Annotated in this window: 14 protein-coding genes and 2 pseudogenes; 1 reads left to right on the forward strand and 15 read right to left on the reverse strand. The window is 72.1% G+C overall.

Features of this window, described 5'->3' with window-relative positions; genetic code table 11:
- Positions 1-175: 175 nt before the first annotated feature.
- From ACWD1U_RS28525 to ACWD1U_RS28565, 9 genes and pseudogenes are all read right to left on the reverse strand, one after another.
- Entirely contained in the window at positions 176-1342 is a 1167-nt protein-coding gene (locus tag ACWD1U_RS28525; protein WP_451111772.1) for an SUKH-4 family immunity protein, read from the reverse strand.
- Positions 1343-1526: 184 nt separating this feature from the next.
- Positions 1527-2057 (reverse strand): AAA family ATPase, encoded by a 531-nt coding sequence (locus tag ACWD1U_RS28530; RefSeq protein ID WP_451111774.1) that lies wholly within the window; start codon positions 2055-2057, stop codon positions 1527-1529.
- An 8-nt stretch (positions 2058-2065) separates the two neighbouring features.
- Positions 2066-4384, reverse strand: a complete 2319-nt coding sequence (locus ACWD1U_RS28535; protein ID WP_451111776.1) for a xanthine dehydrogenase family protein molybdopterin-binding subunit — start codon at positions 4382-4384, stop codon at positions 2066-2068.
- Positions 4381-6666, reverse strand: a complete 2286-nt coding sequence (locus ACWD1U_RS28540; RefSeq protein ID WP_451111777.1) for a 2Fe-2S iron-sulfur cluster-binding protein — start codon at positions 6664-6666, stop codon at positions 4381-4383. Before ACWD1U_RS28540 ends, ACWD1U_RS28535 begins: the two co-directional genes overlap by 4 nt.
- Complete coding sequence (locus tag ACWD1U_RS28545) at positions 6663-7556, reverse strand: FAD binding domain-containing protein (protein WP_451111779.1); 894 nt, start codon at positions 7554-7556, stop codon at positions 6663-6665. The genes ACWD1U_RS28540 and ACWD1U_RS28545 overlap by 4 nt, the downstream gene beginning before the upstream one ends.
- A gap of 259 nt (positions 7557-7815) precedes the next feature.
- Positions 7816-9442, reverse strand: a pseudogene (locus ACWD1U_RS28550) (beta-N-acetylhexosaminidase).
- Between the two features lie 62 nt (positions 9443-9504).
- Positions 9505-9906: pseudogene (locus ACWD1U_RS28555) on the reverse strand (carbohydrate ABC transporter permease); the annotation flags it as partial.
- 162 nt (positions 9907-10068) lie between these two features.
- The gene (locus ACWD1U_RS28560) at positions 10069-10350 is read right to left on the reverse strand and encodes a DUF3039 domain-containing protein (RefSeq protein ID WP_345660021.1); all 282 of its coding nucleotides are present in this window, start codon (positions 10348-10350) and stop codon (positions 10069-10071) included.
- Between the two features lie 29 nt (positions 10351-10379).
- A complete protein-coding gene (locus tag ACWD1U_RS28565; protein ID WP_451111781.1) occupies positions 10380-10952 on the reverse strand; it encodes a YqgE/AlgH family protein in 573 nt (190 codons plus the stop codon).
- Positions 10953-11263: 311 nt separating this feature from the next.
- Between ACWD1U_RS28565 and murA the strand changes: the two genes are divergently transcribed.
- Entirely contained in the window at positions 11264-12604 is a 1341-nt protein-coding gene (murA, locus tag ACWD1U_RS28570) for a UDP-N-acetylglucosamine 1-carboxyvinyltransferase (protein WP_451111783.1), read from the forward strand.
- A 177-nt stretch (positions 12605-12781) separates the two neighbouring features.
- Here the strand turns inward: murA and ACWD1U_RS28575 are convergent, their stop codons facing one another.
- From ACWD1U_RS28575 to ACWD1U_RS28600, 6 genes are all read right to left on the reverse strand, one after another.
- A complete protein-coding gene (locus ACWD1U_RS28575; protein WP_003990598.1) occupies positions 12782-13063 on the reverse strand; it encodes an HU family DNA-binding protein in 282 nt (93 codons plus the stop codon).
- Between the two features lie 332 nt (positions 13064-13395).
- Positions 13396-14829 carry a malic enzyme-like NAD(P)-binding protein gene (locus ACWD1U_RS28580; RefSeq protein WP_451111785.1) on the reverse strand — a complete coding sequence of 478 codons (1434 nt, stop codon included), beginning with the start codon at positions 14827-14829 and terminating at the stop codon, positions 13396-13398.
- A 332-nt stretch (positions 14830-15161) separates the two neighbouring features.
- Positions 15162-17447, reverse strand: a complete 2286-nt coding sequence (locus ACWD1U_RS28585; RefSeq protein WP_451111787.1) for a HelD family protein — start codon at positions 17445-17447, stop codon at positions 15162-15164.
- Positions 17448-17507: 60 nt separating this feature from the next.
- Positions 17508-18335: an anti-sigma factor family protein gene (locus tag ACWD1U_RS28590; RefSeq protein WP_451111789.1), complete on the reverse strand. Its 828-nt coding sequence runs from the start codon at positions 18333-18335 to the stop codon at positions 17508-17510.
- Positions 18335-18856 carry a sigma-70 family RNA polymerase sigma factor gene (locus ACWD1U_RS28595; RefSeq protein ID WP_010039908.1) on the reverse strand — a complete coding sequence of 174 codons (522 nt, stop codon included), beginning with the start codon at positions 18854-18856 and terminating at the stop codon, positions 18335-18337. Before ACWD1U_RS28595 ends, ACWD1U_RS28590 begins: the two co-directional genes overlap by 1 nt.
- Positions 18857-19208: 352 nt before the next feature.
- Positions 19209-19802, reverse strand: a complete 594-nt coding sequence (locus ACWD1U_RS28600) for a CGNR zinc finger domain-containing protein (RefSeq protein WP_451111882.1) — start codon at positions 19800-19802, stop codon at positions 19209-19211.
- Positions 19803-20241: the final 439 nt, after the last annotated feature.

Raw genomic sequence — 20241 nt, forward strand, 5'->3', positions numbered from 1 at the left:
GGGCGAAGGCCGCATCACCGCTCGGTTCGAGACATCCCGCCCTTGACCCTGACGCAGGGTCAGCCTCTCAGCGCTGCCGCATGACTGCGAGGGCGAGTAGCCGTGGAGTTGCTGAAGCAGCGGGGCGGGGCCGGGCGCTCCGGAGCGTGGACCCGGCTCCTACGGCACCCCGCTCCTACAGCACCCCGCCCGCCTCGTCCTGGAACGCGTCTGTCCAGTAGTGGCGGCCCGTCCGGCTCGCCGAGACGCCCGTCGGGTCGACCGTGGACAGGACATGGAGCATCGTCATGGCCAGTTGGTCGTACGTGTCGGTCGTCAGCTCGTGGTCCGACTGGGCGTCTATCGCGCGCTCGCGGTGCAGGAGCCAAAGGGTGAAGGCGAGGGTCGAGACGTCCGTGTTCAGGGGGTGGAGCGTCGCCTCGGGTTCGCTCCAGTTGAGGACCGCTCCCGTCACACCGTCGATGACCAGGCTGTTGTCCTCGACCAGGTGGCCGAGCCTTATCAGGCGGTGGGCCGCGGAGGGGAGGTCCGCCAAAGCGTCCGTGTCGGCGTAGTACTCGGCCGGCGTCGCCAGCGGGACGTCCGTGTCGAGGGAGAAGACGTACGCGTCCTCCGGCAGGCCCACCTCGCGCAGGAAGCGGCGGGTCGGCTCGTGGGTGAGGGTCGCGGGGAAGTCGACGTCCTCGAAGCGGGCGACCTTGCCGGGGCCGAACTCCTGGTCCAGGAGGCGGTGCGGGAGGTCCAGGGAGAGGCCGGAGGTGCCGCTCCGGCCGGCCACGAGGGAGAGCGGGCGGATGAGGGCCGCCATCTTCCAGAAGGGGGCCGGTTCGCCGTCCGTCCCGTCGTGGAAGACCGACAGGAGGTGCCGGGAGGCCTCGGCCACCGCCTTCGGGCCGTAGCGGTCCGCGTAGGAGGCGAACTGGCCGCGCAGACCCGCCAGTTCGTCCGTCGCCTCCGCGAAGCGGACCAGGGTCCGCAGGGAGGGGGCCAGGGGGCGGCGGTCCATCAGGTCGGGGCGGTCGTGCAGGAAGTGCGTCGTGGAGATCTCGCCCGTCGCGCCGTCCAGCAGGACCGATTCGGCCTCCAGGCCGCCGGGGCCCAGCAGTCCGCCTATCACCAGTTGCTCGCGCAGCTCCGCCGAGAGGAGGTCGTCCGGGCCGCCCGTGGAGTCGGCGACCGTGCGCAGACCCCCGCGGCTCAGCTCCTCGAAGCTCAGCACGCCGCCGCCGGACGGCAGTCCGGGGCCGGTCAGCCAGTGCCGCGTCGACGCGTGCGTCACCCACGGGTCCAGCTCGGCCTCGGTCAGGGTGATCATCACGGAACCGGCGTCGGTCGTACTCATGGGCTCCCCCGCATGTGCTTGCTCACCGTCCCCTGTCGGAGTACGGCGAACCGCCCGGCCAGGCCCGGCAGCCGTCCCCCACTGCCCAGAACACTACGCCCCACCACTGACAACGCCCCGGAACAGCGACGCGTCCCGCGAGCCGAGCGCTCAGCGACCACGACGCGTCCACCCCACAGGACGCTCAGACGACCCTCGCGCGTTCCCTTTCCGCGAGAATCGCCTCCACCGTCTGCCCCACCGTCAGCTCCGAGGTGTCCAGCCACAGCCCGATCCGCGGGGTGCGCGTGCGCAGCGCCTCGTCCAGCAGGCCCACGGTCCAGGCTCCGGTGTACCCCGTTTTCGTCCGCCCCGTCTCCCGCGCGGCCACCGCTTCGGGGCGCGGCGCGAGGACGATCACGTACAGCGGTCGGGTGCGCACCAGATCGACGTACGTGCGCAGGTCCTCGCCCAGCACCACGTCCTGCACGACCGCAGTGAAACCGGCCTCCGCGTACGCGTCCGCCGTCGCCGCCGACAGCCGGTGGCGCAACCGCAACTGGGCTTCCGCCTCACCGCCGGCGCCGGGGACGTACTCCTCGCGCCCGGACACGATCATGCGCCGGAACATGTCCCCGCGTACGTGCGCCGCCCTCGGCAGGGACTCCGCCAGTGCCTGCGCGACCGTCGACTTGCCGGCCGCCATGATGCCGGTGAGGAGGACGACCCCGTCCACGCGGACCGTCAGGACCGTTCCGTGACGACCGCCGCCTGCGGGCGGATCGGCAGCCGGTTCACGGGGCGGCCCGTCGCGGCCCGTACGGCGGAGGCGATGGCCGCCGGGGACGCCACCACCGGCACCGCGCTGACCGCCTTCGCGCCGAAGGGCGCGACCACGTCCCGTTCCTCCACCAGCCGGACGATGCGGATGTCGGGCGCGTCGAGGGCGGTGGGGAGGGCGTAGCCGGTCAGGTCGGGGTGGCGGATCAGGCCGCGGGGCGTGCGGAGGTTCTCCATGAGCGCGATGCCCAGGCCCTGGGTCACGCCCGCCTCGATCCGGGCGGCCAGCTGCGCCGGATTGAGGACCCGCCCCACGTCCTGGGCGACGGCCAGTTCCACGACCCGCACGGAACCGATCTCGATGTCGACGTCCACCACCGCCCGGATCGCGCAGAAGGCCATGCCGACGAACGCGTCGCCCTGGCCTGCCTCGTTCAGCGGCTCCGTCGGGTGCGGGCGGCACTGGGCGGTGGCCCACAGTTCCTTGCCGTCCAGCGCCTCGGTGACGGTCGTCGAGAGGACTCCGTCGTACGAGGTGATCTTGCCGTCGGTGATCTGGAGCAGCTCCGTGGACATGCCGAACTTGTGGGCGAGCGGCTGGAGGAGCTGCGTACGGACCATCTTGGCCGCGCGTTCCACCGCACCGCCCGACACCCAGGTGTGCCGGCCGCGGCAGCCCGCGCCCGCCGGGGGCTGGTCGGTGTCGACGGGCGCCACATGCACCTCGTCGATGCCGAGGGTCTCCTGGACGATCTGCCGGGCCAGTGTCGTGAAGCCCTGGCCGGCCTCGACGGCCGCGCACAGTACCGTCGCCACGCCGTCGTGGACCTTCACGGTCGCCGTGGAGACCTCGTCCGCGCCCTCGGCGCCGAGCATGTGCACCATGCCCACGCCGTAGCCCACGCCCCGGCGCACCGCGCCCGGTTCGCCCGCGCCCTCGGGACCGCCGGGCAGCAGCCACTCGTCCTCGGGTGTGTCCTTGGGGAGCGGCGGCAGCGGGAAGTCCCGTACCGCCTGGAGGAGTTCGGCGACCGGGGCCGGGCAGGTCACGGTCTGACCGGTCGGGAGGACGTCACCCGTCGCCAAGGCGTTGCGCAGACGCACTTCCGCCGGGTCGAGGCCGAGCTTCTTGGCGATCTTGTCCATCTGCGCCTCGTAGGCGGCGCAGACCTGCAGGGCGCCCTCGCCGCGTACGTGGCCGGACGGGGGGTTGTTGGTGCGTACGGCCCAGCCCTCGATGAAGGCGTTCGGGACGACGTACGGGCCGCAGGCGAAGGCGACGGCGGCGGCCAGGGCGTCGGCGGAGGTGTCGGCGTAGGCGCCCGCGTCGAGCAGGATCTGCGCCTCGACCTTGACCAGTCTGCCCTCGCCGTCGGCGTGGTGGCGGTAGCGCAGGAGCGTGGGGTGCCGGTGGGTGTGCCCGAGGAAGGACTCCTCGCGCGTGGCGGTGAGCTTGACCGGGCAGCCGGTGCGCAGCGCCAGCAGGCCGAGCGGGAGCTGGAAGCTCTGGTCCTCGCGGTCGGCGCTGGCGCCGGGGACGCCGGTGACGACGACCTTGACGCGCTCGGGTTCCAGGCCGAACGCGGCGGCGGCCACGTCGCGGTCGGCGTGCGGGTCGGTGGAGGCGAGGTAAAGCTCCACGCCGCCGTCCGGGCGCGGTACGGCCAGGCCCGCCTCGGCGCCGATGGGCGCGGGGTCCTGGCGGCCGATGCGGTACAGCCCCTCGACGACGACCTCGCCGGCCGCCTCCGGGTCGCCGTGGCGCAGCGGGATGTGCCGGATCAGGTTGCCGTCGGGGTGCAGCGGCTCGGCCTCGAAGGCCTGCTCCGGGTCGGTGACCGGGTCGAGCACCTCGTACTCGACGATGACGGCGGCGGCGGCCATCCGCGCGGTGTCCGGGTGGTCGGCGGCGACGGCGGCGATGGGCTCACCGTGGTGGCGCACGACCTCGGAGGCGAAGACCGGGCGGTCGGCCTTGCCACGGCCGTGCAGCGGGCTGCCGGGGACGTCCTCGTGGGTGACCACGGCGCGGACGCCGGGCATCTCGCGCGCGTGGGTGGTGTCGACGGACACGATGCGCGCGTGCGGGTGCGGTGAGCGCAGTACGGCCGCCCACAGCAGGCCCTCGGCCCACAGGTCGGCGGCGTACGGGAAGGTGCCCTCCGTCTTGGCGCGGGCGTCGGCGGCCGGGAGGGAGGCGCCGAGGCCGTGCGGCAGTGGTTCCGGGGCGGGGGCGGCCTCCGCGGCCTGTGCGGCCTGCGCGGTGGCTGCTTCGTTGCTCACGCCTGGCCTCCGTCCTGGCCGTAGGGCTGGTCATGCGGTTCCGGGGAGTACGGTTCCGGGGGCGCTCCGAAGGCCGACGCGTTCACGCCACCGGCGCCCGGGCCCGCCTGGTGCGGGATGCGGGCCTCGTCGGTGCCGCCGTCGGGCGCGGCGAGTGCCTCGCGCTCGGCGACGACCTCCTGGACGGCGTTCACCACGCCCCCGTAGCCGGAGCAGCGGCACAGGTTGCCGCACAGCGCCTGGCGGGTCTCCAGCTCCGTGGGGGCCGGGTTGCCCTCCAGCAGGTCGTGCACGGTCATCGCCATGCCCGGCACGCAGAAGCCGCACTGCACGGCGCCGCAGCGCGCGAGCGCCCGCTGCACGTCCGACGGTTGCCCGTCCGCGGCCAGCCCTTCGACGGTACGGACCTCGCTGCCGGCGGCGGTCACGGCCGGGACCAGGCAGGAGGCGACGAGCCGCCCGTCGACCTGGACGTTGCACGCCCCGCACTCGCCCTGCGAGCAGCCGTCCTTGGCCCCGGCGAGTCCGAGTCGCTCGCGCAGCACATAGAGCAGGGACTCGCCGATCCAGGCGTCGGCGACCGGGCGGTCGGCGCCGTTGACGCGCAGGACGTAGGAGGCGAGGGGGTGTTCGTCCTGCGGCGCCGTGGAGACGGCGGGCTCGCCGGGAGTGCCGGGCTCGTCCGAGGTGCCGCGCTCGTCCGAGGTGCCGCGCTCCTCGGAAGTGCCGCGCTCCTCGGAAGTGCCGTGCTCGTGCGGGGTGCCGTGCGAGTCGGCGGTGGCGGCCGGGGCCTCTTCCGGGGCCGGGTCGTCCGGGGTCTCGCCGCCGGCGGCCTCGGGTTCGGTGTCCGCCTCCGGGTCGGCCAGGCCGGGGAGGGGGTCGGCGGCAGGCTCCGCGGGGCTGTCTGCGCCCTCCGGAGCCCCTGGGGCGTCCTCGGCGGGCTCACCGGAACCCGGAGACGGCTGTGAGGCTTCCTGGGCGGCCTGCGGGCCCCCAGGGGTCTCGGCCTCGGGGTACGGCTGGACCGGCGCGGGTGCCTGCTCGACGGGGTGACCGGCCGGGGCGGTCGGCTCCGGGGCGTGCGCGGGTACGTCCGACGACTCCGGGGTGTGGCGGGGCTCGTCCGACGGCTCGGGTCCGTGGTCGGCGAAGCGGGACTGTTCGGAGGCGGGGGCGATGGCATCCGGCCCCGTGGCGCCGTCCGGCCCGTGCTCGGCGAAGCCGGACTGTTCCGAGACGGGGGCGATGACATCCGGCCCCGTGGCGCCGTCCGGCCCGTGCTCGGCGAAGCCGGACGTCTCCGGCGCGTGCCCGGCGGCCGACTGCTCCGCGGCCGACTGCTCCGCGGCCGGGGACTCTCCCGGCTCGTGGGCGGCACCCTCCGCGTGCCGGGGCGCGTGCCCGTCACCGGGCGTCTCCGGCCCCTGCTCCGGCGCGTGGCCGAACTCCCCGTGAGGAGCCGCGTGGTCCTCGTGCGGGCCGGTCTCCTGCGGCATGGGCCCGGCAGGCTGCTGCGGGGCGTATCCGGCGGCGCCCTGCGCCCCGGGCTCGTGCGGGTCCGGCCCCGCCTGCTCCTGCCCCGCCGCGTCCTGCTGCCCCCACGGCTGCCCCGCCGCCTGGGTCGCCCAGGGCGCGGGCGCGCCGCCCGGCAGGGTCGCCGGCGGGGTGCCGCCCCACTGCTCGACCAGCGAGGACGTCGTGAACTCGCCCGATTCGTCCGGAAGGTCACCCCCGGCGACGGGGATGGACCACTGCCCGGTCACGTCATGGCCGGGCGCGGCCTCCGCCGCAGCGGCCTCCTCGAAGTTCCACTGCCCGGTTGCTCCCGGGTTGTACGTGAACCGGTCGTTCGTGCCGTGCTGCCCGGCCCCCGTGTCGGTGCCGTACCCCGCACCGGAGCCGTAGGGCACGTCGGAGCCGTACGGCGCGTCGGAACCGTACGGCGCGTCGGAGCCGTAGGACTGCTCCGCCAGGTCGTGGCCCTGCTGCTGGTGCCCCGCGTACGGGTCGTGCCACTGTGCCCCGTCGACGGGCGCGCCCGGAACCGGCCACGCGCCGGCGGCCGGGTCGGTGCCGGCCGTCGCGGGGTTGACCGTGATCTGCGGCGGCACGTAGCCGTGGCCGGGCGCGGCGAGGGGGCTGTCGGCGGCCAGCAGGGCGTCGACGCCGCCCTCGGGGAGTTCGACGAAGGCGGTGGCGCCGTCGTCGTACTCGCCCTGGGGCAGCGGGTCCCAGCGGCTCCCGCCCCGGGGCGTGCCCTCTTCGTGCTGGTCGTCGGTCACGACAGCGCCCTCCCCAGTGCTCGTCGGGCCAGCGCGGCGACGGTGCGCCGCAGGTGCAGTACGGCGGGCGGAAGCTGCGGTACGACGCCGTCCTCGCCCGGGGCCGCGTCAGGGATGCAGGCCGCGGCGACGTACTCCCCGAAGGCGTTCAGGGCCTCCGGCACGAGCGCGCGGCTGTTGTCCCAGTCGATGAGCCGGCCGACCCACTGCTCGGCCTCCAGGGGCCGCAGCGGCATCGGCGCTATGGCACCCACCGCGCAGCGCACACCCCGGCGCGCGGGGTCCAGGACCACGGCCACGGACGCCGCCGCACGCCCCGGGCCGGTCCGGCCGGTCGCCTTAAGGAAGACCTGAGGGGCGTGCAGCAGCGGCACGCGCACGTAGCCGATGAGTTCGCCGGCGCTCAGCATGTCCATCCCGGCCAGCAGGTGCGAGACCGGGAGTTCCCGGCGGACTCCGCCCGGGCCCGCGATGATCAGGGTCGCCTCCAGGGCGGCCAGCACCGGCAGTGCGTCCCCGGTGGGGGCGGCCGAGGCGATGTTGCCGCCCAGGGTGCCCGCGTTGCGGATGTGCGGCGGGCCGGCGGCGCGCGCCGCGGCGGCGAGCGCCGGGATCAGGGCCGCGAAGTCGGGGCGGCCCATGCGCGCGTGCGTGAGGCCCGCACCGAGCAACGCGTGGCCGTCCAGGTACTGCCAGCCGCGGATCTCGCTGATCCGGCCGAGTCCCACGAGCGCGGCGGGCCTGAGCTGCCCGGAGTTGACGGCGGCCATCAGGTCGGTGCCGCCCGCGACGGGCACGGCGGCGGGCACGGCGGTGAGTGCCGCCACGGCCTCGTCCAGCGTCGTGGGCAGCGTGACGGCCTGCGCCGCCTGCGGTGCGTGCGTGGTCAAACCGGCTGCCCCTTCCCGCTGCCCCACCTGGTCCCACCTGTGCTGCCGTACGGTACGTGCTGACAGGGCGGACGTGGCAACTCTGGCACATCTTGGCGAGGGCCGAGGACACGGGTCCGCTAGGAGGCATTCGCCCACCTCACCGGGGAGATGGTCCGTTTTCGTACGGGTTCGCCAGTGCGTGCCGATTGGCACTTTCGGTGACCCTTGTGCGCTTTTTCCGTGGCCTGTTCGAGCTGTTCGGTAGCGACGGCGGCCTCTACCGACTGGGCGGCGGGCCGTCGATCGGGCGGCCCAGCACCCCCGGACGCCGCTGCCAGGGCAACGGGCCCGCGGGAGGCCGGTAGGCGACGCCCAGGGCGTCGAGCCGCCGGTAGTGGGCCGTCATACGGCGCTCGAAGCCGGCGAAGTCCCGTTCCGCGGGGGCCGGCAGGGCACTCCAGGCGACCTCGGCGAAGGCCGCGAGCCGGGGGAACGCCTGGTAGTCCACGCGCGCAAGGTCCTCCATCACCTCGGTCCACAGGTTGGCCTGGGTGCCCAGCACATGCCGGGCCTCCTCGGGCGTCAACTCCGGCGGCACCGGCTCGAACCGGTAGACGTCCTCCAGTGTGCGCACCCACCCGATCGGTACCGGCTCCTCGGGACCCGGCGCCTGACGGTGGTCCAGATACACCTGCTCCTCGGGGCACATGACGACGTCGTGACCGGCCCGGGCGGCGGCGATGCCGCCGGCGTAGCCGCGCCAGGAGGAGACGGCCGCACCCTTGGCCAGTCCGCCCTCCAGGATCTCGTCCCAGCCGATCAGCCGGCGCCCGCGCACGGAGAGCCACGCGTCGAAGTGCCCGATGAACCAGGACTGGAGCTCGTCCTCGTCCGCGAGCCCGAGTTCCCTGATGCGCGCCTGGGCGGTCCGCGACCGCCGCCACTGGTCCTTGGGACATTCGTCCCCGCCGACATGGACGAACTCCGAGGGGAACAGCTCGAGTACTTCCTCGAAGACGCCTTCGTAGAAGCGCAGGGTGTCGTCGGTGGGGGCGAGTACGTTCGGGTTGATTCCCCAGGTGTCCCAGACGGTGAGGGTGGTGGTGTCGATGACGTCGGTGTTGCCGAGTTCCGGATACGCGGCGATGGCGGCCTGCGAGTGTCCCGGTACGTCGATTTCGGGGACGACGGTGATGTGCCGCTCGGCCGCGTAGGCGACGATCTCCCGGATGTCGTCCCGGGTGTAGTAGCCGCCGTGCGGTTTCTCCTCCCACAGCGGCGAGGCCCGGTGGCCGATTTTCGTGCGGGCGCGCCAGGAGCCGATCTCGGTCAACCGCGGATACCGCTCGATCTCGATGCGCCAGCCCTGGTCGTCCGTCAGATGGAAGTGGAAGACGTTGAGTTTGTGCGCCGCCATCAGATCGAGGTAGCGCAGGATGCCTTCCTTGGGCGTGAAGTGCCGGGCGACGTCGAGCATCAGGCCGCGCCAGCCGAATCGGGGGGGCGTCCTCGATCGTGAGGTACGGCACGGCCCAGGTGCGGTCGCGGCTGACCGGGGCCTCGCGGTACGCGCCGGGGCCGAGAAGCTGCCGCAGAGTCTGGGCGCCCCAGAAGACACCGGCCGAGCCGCCGCCCTCGATGAGGACGCCGTTCCCGTTGCTGACGAGGCGGTACTCCTCGGGGCCGAGCTCGGGGTCGAGTCGGAGCCCGATGCCGTCGCCGCCGGCGTCGTCGCCTTCCCGCCCTTCGCGCAACGGCAGGCCGGTGGCCTGCCGGAGGACGGTGCGCAGCCAGTGGCCGACGCCCTGCGTCCCGGTGCGGGCGTGGAGCTGGGAGTGCGCCGTCAGCCGCACCTCGCCGGCAGCCGCGACGACGCTGCGGGGCTTCGGAATCAGTTCGGTCACGTCAGTCCTTCGCCGCTCCGCCCGGTCCGGAGAGCGGGCGCCGCTGTACGAGTACGAAAAAGAAGAATCTGCCAGAGGAAATCGCACCGAGGTCGCGACCGTCGATGGACACGGGCCCCTCCAGGGCCTCCGGAACGGCTTTCACGAACCCGCGCAACAGCCGGATCGCGAAGGGCGGTGAGAAGGCGACGTGGGGCAGGATCAGCGATCCCGGCTTGTTCGGCTGACCGGCGCCCCCGCATGACGGAGGACAAACGAAGAACAGGGGGACCGCGAGGGCTTCCACGGGCACCGTCCGGGCCACCGGAAACATGATCAGAAGGATGGTCCCGAGGCGGAACCGGAATCGCGTGACTGCGGTCGCGGCGAGAAACGCGATCAGCCCGGAGGCGGTCACTACACAGTCCGCGACGACGAGGCTGTCGGAAGCAGCGGCCGAATTCCCGCTGCCCGAAGACCCGCCGGGCCGGCCCCGGCCGAGCCCCTGCGGGACTCGATGAACACGCCCGCACGAGGTCTCCACCGCTCTGTGACCGGCCGACGCACTCCGTGCGGTGTCCGGACAGCACAAAGGCCTCCAGGGCACGCGAAGGCACCCTGAAGACCTCACGCCTGGCGGACCGGACCTACTTGTCGCCCTTGCCCTGGTCGTCGTCGCCGGAGCTCATGGACTCGTAGATCTCCTTGCACATGGGACACACGGGGTACTTCTTCGGGTCGCGGCCCGGCACCCAGACCTTGCCGCACAGCGCCACGACGGGGGTGCCGTCGAGCGCGCTCGCCATGATCTTGTCCTTCTGGACGTAGTGGGCGAAGCGCTCGTGGTCACCGTCACCGTGGGAGGTCTGCGGCGTCGGCTCTACGAGGGTCCCCGTACCAGTCCCGCGCTCGGGCTCGAGAGTGCTCATAGGCCCAAGGGTACTGAAGCTCACCCGCATCAGTTGAGCGAAGGGTCGTCGGGGTACGTCGCCACCATCGCAAGCTCGCTGCGCTGGCGCCGCAGGACCTCGCGCCACAGCCGCTCCGGGGACGGGGACGAGACGTCGCCGGGTTCCGACTCGACGACGTACCAGGCGCCCTCGACCAGCTCGTCCTCCAGCTGGCCCGGGCCCCAGCCGGCGTACCCGGCGAAGATCCGCAGGGAACCCAGGGCAGAGGCCAGCAGCTCCGGCGGGGCCTCCAGATCCACCAGGCCGATCGCGCCGTGCACCCGGCGCCAGCCCAGCGGGGCGGCCTCGCCGGACACGCCGCCGGGGACGACGGCGACCCCGAGGGCCGAGTCCAGCGACACCGGGCCGCCCTGGAACACGACACCGGGCTCGACGGCGAGATCCCCCCAGCCCTCCAGGATGTCGCCCACGTCCACCGGCGTGGGGCGGTTGAGGACCACACCGAGGGAGCCCTCCTCATCGTGGTCGAGGAGCAGCACCACCGCACGGTCGAAGTTCGGGTCCGCCAGGGCGGGCGTGGCCACGAGCAACCGCCCTGTGAGCGAGGACACCTCGGTCATGCCAGACATGATCCCGCATCTTCCCTTTCCGTGGGGAGGCAATGCGGCACGGAGCGGGAACGCGGCCATGAAGGGGAAAGAGGTGGCCTGGTGAGGCCTCCGGCGAGGCCGGTGGCGGCAGACGGGCCGGCACACGGACACGCCCCCACGCGCACGAATGTGGTCGTGACCCCACGTGCCCGGCACGGAACAGTTCGTGTTGTGACAGACCCATGACGTGACTGGGTCTGACTCGGGCTTACGGAAGGGGGGTGGAGGGCGATTACCCTTTCCCTCCTGGCCCCTGCCCGACTCCACGGAACGCGAGATTCATGACCGTCAACGACGATGTCCTGCTTGTCCACGGCGGAACCCCGCTGGAGGGCGAGATCCGTGTCCGCGGTGCGAAGAACCTCGTACCGAAGGCCATGGTCGCAGCGCTGCTGGGCAGCGCTCCGAGCCGGCTGCGCAATGTCCCGGACATCCGCGACGTACGGGTCGTACGGGGTCTGCTGCAGCTGCACGGTGTGACGGTCCGTCCGGGTGACGAACCCGGCGAACTGGTGATGGATCCGACGCGCGTGGAGAGCGCGAACGTCGCTGACATCGATGCCCATGCCGGTTCGAGCCGCATCCCGATCCTCTTCTGCGGGCCGCTGCTGCACCGGCTCGGCCACGCCTTCATCCCCGGCCTCGGCGGCTGCGACATAGGCGGCCGGCCCATCGACTTCCACTTCGAGGTGCTGCGGCAGTTCGGCGCGAAGATCGAGAAGCGGGAGGACGGTCAGTACCTGGAGGCGCCGCGGCGACTGCGCGGCACCAAGATCCGGCTGCCGTACCCGTCCGTCGGCGCGACCGAGCAGGTGCTGCTGACGGCCGTCCTCGCCGAAGGCGTCACCGAGCTCTCGAACGCGGCCGTCGAGCCCGAGATCGAGGACCTCATCTGCGTCCTGCAGAAGATGGGCGCCATCATCGCGATGGACACCGACCGGACCATCCGCGTCACCGGTGTGGACCAGCTGGGCGGCTACAACCACCGCGCCCTGCCGGACCGCCTGGAGGCCGCGTCCTGGGCGTCGGCGGCGCTGGCGACCGAGGGCGACATCTACATCCGCGGCGCCCAGCAGCGCTCGATGATGACGTTCCTGAACACCTACCGGAAGGTGGGCGGTGCCTTCGAGATCGACGACGAGGGCATCCGCTTCTGGCACCCCGGCGGGCAGCTGAAGTCCATCGCGCTGGAGACGGACGTCCACCCCGGCTTCCAGACCGACTGGCAGCAGCCGCTGGTGGTCGCCCTGACCCAGGCCACGGGCCTGTCCATCATCCACGAGACGGTCTACGAGTCCCGCCTCGGCTTCACGTCCGCGTTGAACCAGATGGGCGCCCACATCCAGCTCTACCGCGAGTGCCTGGGCGGATCCGACTGCCGATTCGGTCAGCGCAACTTCCTGCACTCGGCCGTGGTCTCGGGCCCCACCAAGCTCCAGGGCGCGGACCTGGTCATCCCCGACCTCCGCGGCGGCTTCTCGTACCTCATCGCGGCCCTTGCGGCCCAGGGCACGTCCCGGGTGCACGGCATCGGCCTGATCAACCGCGGCTACGAGAACTTCATGGAGAAGCTCGTCGAGCTCGGCGCGAAGGTCGAGCTGCCCGGCAAGGCGCTCGGCTAGCTGACAGCCAGCCCTGCAGACGCCGATGGGCGGCCACCTGGATCCAGGTGGCCGCCCATCGGCATTCATACGGCTCTCGCGGACGACGCGCCGTGGGACGCGCCCCGAGGGGCGCCGGGAACTGCGCGACCAGCCACTGGCGGGCACGCAGACGCCCACGGCGCTGTGCGGAGCGGCTTACTTGCCCTTGGCGGCTTCCTTGAGCTTCGAGCCCGCGGAGACCTTCACGCTGTAACCGGCGGGGATCTGGATGGGCTCGCCGGTCTGCGGGTTGCGGGCGGTGCGAGCGGCACGGTGGGTGCGCTCGAAGGTCAGAAAGCCGGGGATGGTGACCTTCTCGTCGCCCTTGGAGACGATGTCGCCGACGACGTCGGCGAACGCGGCCAGGACGGCGTCGGCGTCCTTGCGGGTCACCTCGGCGCGGTCGGCCAGCGCGGCCACCAGCTCACTGCGGTTCATGTTCTTACTCCCGTGTTCATCTTGCCGTTGAGGCGTCAGATCGAAGCCGATGCTGCCAGGGTCCTCAGTGAGTCCCCGGACCCGGGTCCGTCGTCAGACCCTCGCGCCCAGGGACGCATCCTGCCTCTACCTGCGGCGGGAAAGCCAATCCGGCACCCGCAGGAGTCGTGAGAACACCCTTGGGGAGTCACACGAAAAGAGGGCCTGAGCCTGGCGCCACGATAGCTGCGCTGCTGACACGGGTCGTGCGACGCGCCGGGTGCCCGGCAGCCGTGGGGTTGCTCACAGTCCGGGGCCGCCGCCCCCGGACCCCGGCCCGGGCGGCCTCGCCCTCAGACGCCGGAGGGGCTGCCCGCCGTCGCGCCCGCCGCCTTCGCGGCCTCCCGCACGGCTCCGGCGACCGCGCCGGCGACCTTGTCGTTGAAGACGCTCGGGATGATGTAGTTCGGGTTCAGCTCGTCCTCGGTCACCACGTCCGCGAGGGCCGTCGCGGCGGCCAGCATCATCTCCGTGTTGACGGTGCGGGACTGCGCGTCCAGCAGACCGCGGAATACACCCGGGAAGACCAGCACGTTGTTGATCTGGTTCGGGAAGTCGGAGCGGCCCGTGGCGACAACGGCCGCCGTCTGGCGGGCGATTGCCGGGTCGACCTCGGGATCCGGGTTCGCGAGCGCGAACACGATGGCCCCGCCGGCCATGGCGGCCACGTCGTCGCCGTCGAGGACGTTCGGGGCCGAGACGCCGATGAAGACGTCGGCGCCGCGCACGGCCTCCTTCAGCGTGCCCGTGAGGCCCTCGGGGTTGGTGTTGTCGGCGATCCAGCGCAGCGCGGAGTCCGGGGCGGCGTCCACCAGGTCCTCGCGGCCGGCGTGCACGACGCCGTGGATGTCGGCGACGACGGCGTTCTTGACGCCCGCGGCGAGCAGCAGCTTGAGGATGGCCGTACCGGCCGCGCCGGCGCCGGACATGACGACCCGGATGTTCTCGATCGCCTTGCCCGCGACGCGCAGTGCGTTGGTGAGCGCGGCGAGGACGACGATGGCGGTGCCGTGCTGGTCGTCGTGGAACACGGGGATGTCGAGGGCCTCGCGCAGCCGGGCCTCGATCTCGAAGCAGCGGGGCGCGGAGATGTCCTCGAGGTTGATGCCCGCGAAGCCCGGGGCGATCGCCTTGACGATCTCGACGATCGCGTCGGTGTCCTGGGTGTCGAGGCAGATCGGCCAGGCGTCGATACCGGCGAACCGCTTGAAGAGGGCGGCCTTGCCCTCCATGACGGGCAGGGCGGCCTTCGGGCCGATGTTGCCCAGGCCCAGCACGGCCGAGCCGTCCGTCACGACCGCAACGGAGTTGCGCTTGATCGTGAGGCGGCGGGCGTCGTCGGGGTTCTCGGCGATCGCCATGCAGACGCGGGCCACGCCGGGCGTGTAGACCATGGACAGGTCGTCACGGTTGCGGATGGGGTGCTTCGACGCCATCTCGATCTTGCCGCCGAGGTGCATGAGGAAGGTCCGGTCCGAGACCTTGCCCAGGGTGACGCCCTCGATGCCGCGGAGTTCCTCGACGATCTCGTCCGCGTGCGAGGTCGACGTCGCCGCGATGGTGACGTCGATACGGAGCTTCTCGTGACCGGATGCGGTGACGTCGAGGCCGGTCACCGAGCCTCCGGAGGACTCCACGGCGGTGGTGAGCTGCGAGACGGCGGTTCCACTCGCGGGCACCTCCAGCCGGACCGTCATCGAGTAGGAGACGCTGGGCGCCGTTGCCATGACCGACTTCCTCTGCTTTCACCTGACGCTGAGTTGTGCCGTCCGATCGTCGCACCTACCGCTGAGTAGCAGGTAGCCGCCCTCTATTGCGAACGTTTTGTTCGCGGAATGCGCCAGCAAAAAGAGACCCACGTCACTCGGACGTGGGTCTCTTCGGAAGTCGAGTGGCACCGACCCGCCATGCTCGCCTCGCGGCAAGTGGTCGCTCGTAGCGACGAAGGTTGGGCCCGGGGGCTTGGATCGAGCCGGTGCCACGTCCAGGCTAACAAACAGATCCCGTAAGGCCATTCCCATACCGGGAGTTCATTTCGCCGCCAAGTGGGTAACGTGCCTCAGTCCCTGAGCAGATCCGGGACTCCGGCCGCGTCGGGCTCGTCCCGTTCGGCGGAGACGACCGTCAGCTGCTGGGTGGCACGGGTCAGTGCGACGTAGAGCACACGCAGGCCGGCCGGGGACTCGTCGGCGATCTCCGCCGGGGAGACCACGACCGTCGCGTCGTACTCCAGGCCCTTGGCCTCCAGGCTGCCGAGTGCCACGACCCGGTCGCCGAGCCCGGCGAGCCAGCGGCGGGCCTCCTCGCGGCGCTGCATCGCGACGACCACACCGACCGTGCCGTCGACGCGCTCCAGCAGCCGAGCGGCCTCGCCACGGACGGTTTCGGCCAGGGTGTCCTCCACGACCGTGAAGCGCGGCTCGACGCCGGTGGAGCGGACCGCCTTCGGGGACGCCGAGCCGGGCATGGCGAGGGCCAGCACCTTCGCGGCGAGCTCGGCGATCTCGGCCGGGTTGCGGTAGTTCACCGTGAGCTCGAAACGGCGGCGCGGGCGGGTGCCGAGGGCCTCGTCGCGGGCGTGGGCGGCCTCGTCCGGGTCGGACCAGGAGGACTGGGCCGGGTCGCCGACGACCGTCCAGGTGGCGTGCCGGCCGCGGCGACCGACCATGCGCCACTGCATCGGGGTGAGGTCCTGGGCCTCGTCGACGATGACGTGGGCGTACTCGGTGCGCTCCTGGGCGAGGCGCTCGGCCCGCTCGCGCTGCGACTCCTCGCGCACCGGCATCAGCTCCTCCAGGCCGGTGAGCTGGTCGAGCGGGTCGAGTTCCCGCTTCTTCCGGGGGCGGGCCGGGGCGCCGAGGACGGCCTGGAGCTCGTCGAGCATCGCGATGTCGTGCACGGAACGGCCCTCGCGCCTGAGGGAGCGGGCGACCTTGCGGATCTCCCCCGGGTTGAGGATCCGCCGGGCCCAGCGGCCGAGGCGCCGCTCGTCGGCCATGGCGTCCAGAACGGCCGCCGGGGTCAGCTCCGGCCACCAGGCGTCGAGGAAGCCGATGAAGGCGTCCTCGGAGGTGATGTCCTCGTCGAAGGAGGAGCGCAGCTCGGCGGCGAGCTCCGGGTCGGTGTGCCGGCCGGCCGCGCCGGACCGCTCCCACAGGGCGTCCAGCAGCAGCTTGCGGGCGCGGGGGCGCAGCAGGTTGACGGGTGCGGTGCCGCCGAGGGCGTTGCGGCGGATGCCCTCCAGCTCCGCGGCCTCCAGTTCCAGGCGGCGGCCGAAGGCGACCACGCGCAGCCGGTTCGGCGCGTCGTTCACCTCCAGGGCTCCGCGGGCGGCCTTGCGCAGCACCTTGAGCATGCGGGAGGAACCCTTGGCGCGGGCCACGGCCGGGGAGTCGTAGAGCGTGGCCTCGGCGCCCTCGACGAGGGAGCCGATGGCGCGGATGGCGACCTGGCCCTCCTCGCCGAGGGAGGGCAGCACGCCCTCGGTGTAGGCGACGAGCAGCGGGGTCGGCGAGACGATCAGGATGCCGCCCGCGTACCGGCGCCGGTCCTGGTAGAGGAGGTAGGCGGCGCGGTGCAGGGCGACGGCTGTCTTGCCGGTGCCGGGGCCGCCCTCGACGTACGTCACGGAGGCGGCGGGGGCGCGGATGACCAGGTCCTGCTCGGCCTGGATGGAGGCGACGATGTCGCGCATGGTGTGGCTGCGGGCCTGCCCGAGCGCGGCCATCAGGGCGCCGTCGCCGATGACGGGCAGCTCGTCCCCGTCGAGGAAGGCCTTCAGCTCGGGGCGCATCAGGTCGTCCTCGACGCCGAGGACCTTGCGGCCCTTGGAGCGGATGACCCGGCGGCGGACGACCCGGCCGGGGTCCACGGGCGTCGACCGGTAGAAGGGGGCGGCGGCGGGTGCCCGCCAGTCGATGACCAGCGGGGCGTAGTCCTGGTCGAGGACGCCGATGCGGCCGATGTGCAGGGTCTCGGCGATGTCGGCGGTGTTGTCCTCGCGGACCGCGCCGTCGGCGGGCTCGACGGCGGTGTACGCGCCGTCCGGGCCCTTCTTGCCGTCCTTGCCGGGCAACAGGTCGATACGGCCGAAGAGGAAGTCCTCGAACTCGTTGTTGAGCCGGTTGAGGTGGATTCCCGCGCGGAAGACCTGGGCGTCCCGCTCGGCGAGCGCGCCGGGGGTGCCGACCTGGCCGCGCTGGGCCGCGTCGTTCATGAGGAACTCCGCCTCGTGGATCTTCTCCTCGAGGCGGCGGTACACCCGGTTCAGGTGTTCCTGTTCGACGCCGATCTCTCTGTCTCTCAGGGAGTCGAGCGCGGTTTCCTGTGGAGCCTGAGCGGCCACCGGGCCCCCTTCTGACGTGCTGGGCAGCCGTCCACCGTACGCGAAGGGGACCCGGTAAGGCTACGCGTCGACCTCGACCAGCCGCTTGCCGTCGAAGGTCACGACCTCGAAGTGGTCGATCTCGTTCGGCTCGAAGGCAGCGCCACCCTGGACGTACAGCGGCTCCTTGGCCTTCTCGGACTTGGCGTCCGGCAGGCCGTAGCCCCAATCGGGGACGGACCAGGAGGCGAGGGTCTCCCGCTCGCCGTTCTTGCCGACCGCGACGAGGGCGCACTTGAGCGGGCCCTTGAGGTTCTTCAGCTCCAGGACGGTGCCGGTGCCCCAGTCCTTCTTCTGGACGGCGACGGTCGCGGAGACCTTGGTGGACGGGTCGGTGGCCGTGATCTTGTCGGAGATGCCGTCGAAGGCTTCCTTGGCGGGGCTGGAGGCGAGCGGGCGGTTCTCCGCGCCGCCGCCGTCACCGCCGCTGTTCGTCGCGACCGCGACGAACGGGCCGCCGATGATCAGCGCGCCGGCCGCGGCCACCATGTAGAAACTGCGGCGGCGCTTCTGGGCGCGGCGGTCGGCGACCTCGTCGACCAGCTTCTCCACCAGGCGCGGCCGGGGCTTCGCGGACAGCGACTCGCCGATCGCGGGTGTGCCGGAGCCGGGCAGGTCGGCGAGGGCGGCGAGCATCGGCTCCATGCCGGCCAGTTCGTCGAGCTGCTGGGCGCACCACTCGCAGGTCGCGAGGTGGGCTTCGAAAGCGGTTGCTTCGGCGTCGTCGAGGATGCCGAGAGCGTAGGCGCCGACGGTCTCGTGCTCGTTCGGCACCGGAGATCCCTGCATGGGTCCAGACATACCCATGCCTCCCGTACCGAATCCCTGGTTTCCCCCGTAAACACTCATCACGCCGTCACCCCCCGCTCCTCCAGTGCCAGCTTCATGGAACGGAGAGCGTAGAAGACTCTGGAGCGGACGGTTCCGCTGGGTATGCCCAGAGTTTCGGCCGCCTCGTTGACGGTACGCCCCTTGAAGTACGTCTCGACGAGCACCTCCCGGTGAGCGGGGGTCAGGTCGTCGAGAGCGTCCGAGAGAGTCATCAGCCACAGCGCCTTGTCGATCTCGTCCTCCGCGGGGATGACCTCCAGCGGCGACGGGTCGACCTCCTGCGGCCGGGCCTGCCGGCTGCGGTGGCCGTCGATGACGATGCGCCGGGCGACCGTCACCAGCCAGGGGCGTACCGATCCGGTCGCACGATTGAGCTGACCGGCGTTCTTCCAGGCACGGATGAGCGTCTCCTGCACGACGTCCTCGGCGCGCTGCCGGTCTCCGGCGACCAGGCGCAGGACATACGCAAGCAGGGGTCCGGCGTGTTCGCGATAGAGCGCACGCATCAACTCCTCGTCGGGTTCCGAGGGCTGGGACATGCGATGTCGGGCCCTCGGTGCTCGTTCATTGGCCACGACGGAATCCTTGCGCACGCCCACCTCCGATGTCCGGGGGTTCCCCCAGTCGGTCGCTCGACATGCCGTACGCACGGGAGGCGTTGGGCGTTCAAAGGGACGCGACAGTTTTCTTCGAGGTGACGTGACGAGGGGGACATGGGAGCACATTCCCACCCCGCTTTCTTTACATTTCCGCCACAACGGCAAGATCAAGCCAGGGCTTCCCTACGGGAGCGTAGGCAAACGACATGTAATCGAGATCACTTCGACAGCGCGGTCGCAGAAGTAGCATTTAGGACAGGGAAATCGAGTGCACGGACCACTCAATTCCGTTTCACGTACGGGCGAGTGCCGCGCGGCGTCGGTGGCGGGCGACGCGTTCGCGGTTCCCGCAGAGCCCACCGGAGCACCAGCGCCTCCTGCGTCCCCTCGATGTGTCGAGGTACACGATGGGGCAGTTGCCCCCTTCGCACTGCCGCAGGGCCGCGCGGGCGACGGGGTCGGTGAGCAGGTCCACGGCGTCCCGGGCGACGACCGCGAGCAGGGCGGCGCAGGCGGGTGGGGCGTCCAACTGCCGTAAGAGTCCGCCGTCTGAGTCACGGACGGCACGTGGGGCCGGGGGCGCGGTCCGGGCGATGTCGTTGACACGCGCGAGCGCGAAGTCGTACGCGCTCGGCCCGGGCCCCGGCCGGCCACGCACCAACCGGCCGATCTGGCCTCGCAGTTCACGGAAGGAGGCCGGCCAGCCGGCGTCGGCGTGGCTCAGCACCGTGTCCGCCGGGACGAGTCCGGAGCCGGTGATCCAGGCGCGCAGCACGTCCACGGAGTCCAGCCGTTCCTCCGGGTGCCTGGTGGAGAGCAGATCCAGGCAGATCCGCCCGGCATCGAACCGCAGCTCGTAGGGGGCCGTTGCCGTACCCGTACCCAGTGCCATGTGCCTGTCACCGCCTAGGGTCGGTGAGATGCCGGTGAGAGGGCTGGGAAACCGTTCCCTCTCAGGGGTCCTTGCACTATGAGCGTCCGATCAGGTCGCGTGGTCCGGTGCCGTGCATCGCAAGGCGCCTAAGTGCCCCGGTAGCGGGGCTACCTGGGCGCTTCGGCAGCGCGGCGAGGCGCGGTGCCAGACCACGCGACCCGGGCGGGCACAGTGCAAGGTCCCTCTACAGTGCCTGCCCCGGGACGCGCCGGAAAGACCTCGCGCGGGGGCGACATGGCGGGTCGGCCTGGGGTGTGGGCGTTCAGGCCAGGGGCTCGCGGGCTTCGGGGCGGGCACAGGGTCGTCCGCGGGGCCCGGTCCGGCACGGCCGGAGCGTGTCCTGGCCCGAGCGCCCGCCGTTCCGGCCGCAGCCCGCCGCCACCCCGGCTCC

This window comes from Streptomyces sp. NPDC002788 (genome assembly GCF_053592115.1).

Bases quoted from the DNA above. Each gene is read 5' to 3' on its own strand.
- ACWD1U_RS28590 (WP_451111789.1), bottom strand. From the start codon at position 18,335: ATGAGTGTTTACGGGGGAAACCAGGGATTCGGTACGGGAGGCATGGGT.
- ACWD1U_RS28595 (WP_010039908.1), bottom strand. From the start codon at position 18,856: ATGTCCCAGCCCTCGGAACCCGACGAGGAGTTGATGCGTGCGCTCTAT.
- ACWD1U_RS28580 (WP_451111785.1), bottom strand. From the start codon at position 14,829: ATGGCAACGGCGCCCAGCGTCTCCTACTCGATGACGGTCCGGCTGGAG.
- ACWD1U_RS28525 (WP_451111772.1), bottom strand. From the start codon at position 1,342: ATGAGTACGACCGACGCCGGTTCCGTGATGATCACCCTGACCGAGGCC.
- ACWD1U_RS28565 (WP_451111781.1), bottom strand. From the start codon at position 10,952: ATGACCGAGGTGTCCTCGCTCACAGGGCGGTTGCTCGTGGCCACGCCC.
- ACWD1U_RS28575 (WP_003990598.1), bottom strand. From the start codon at position 13,063: ATGAACCGCAGTGAGCTGGTGGCCGCGCTGGCCGACCGCGCCGAGGTG.
- ACWD1U_RS28560 (WP_345660021.1), bottom strand. From the start codon at position 10,350: ATGAGCACTCTCGAGCCCGAGCGCGGGACTGGTACGGGGACCCTCGTA.
- murA (WP_451111783.1), top strand. From the start codon at position 11,264: ATGACCGTCAACGACGATGTCCTGCTTGTCCACGGCGGAACCCCGCTG.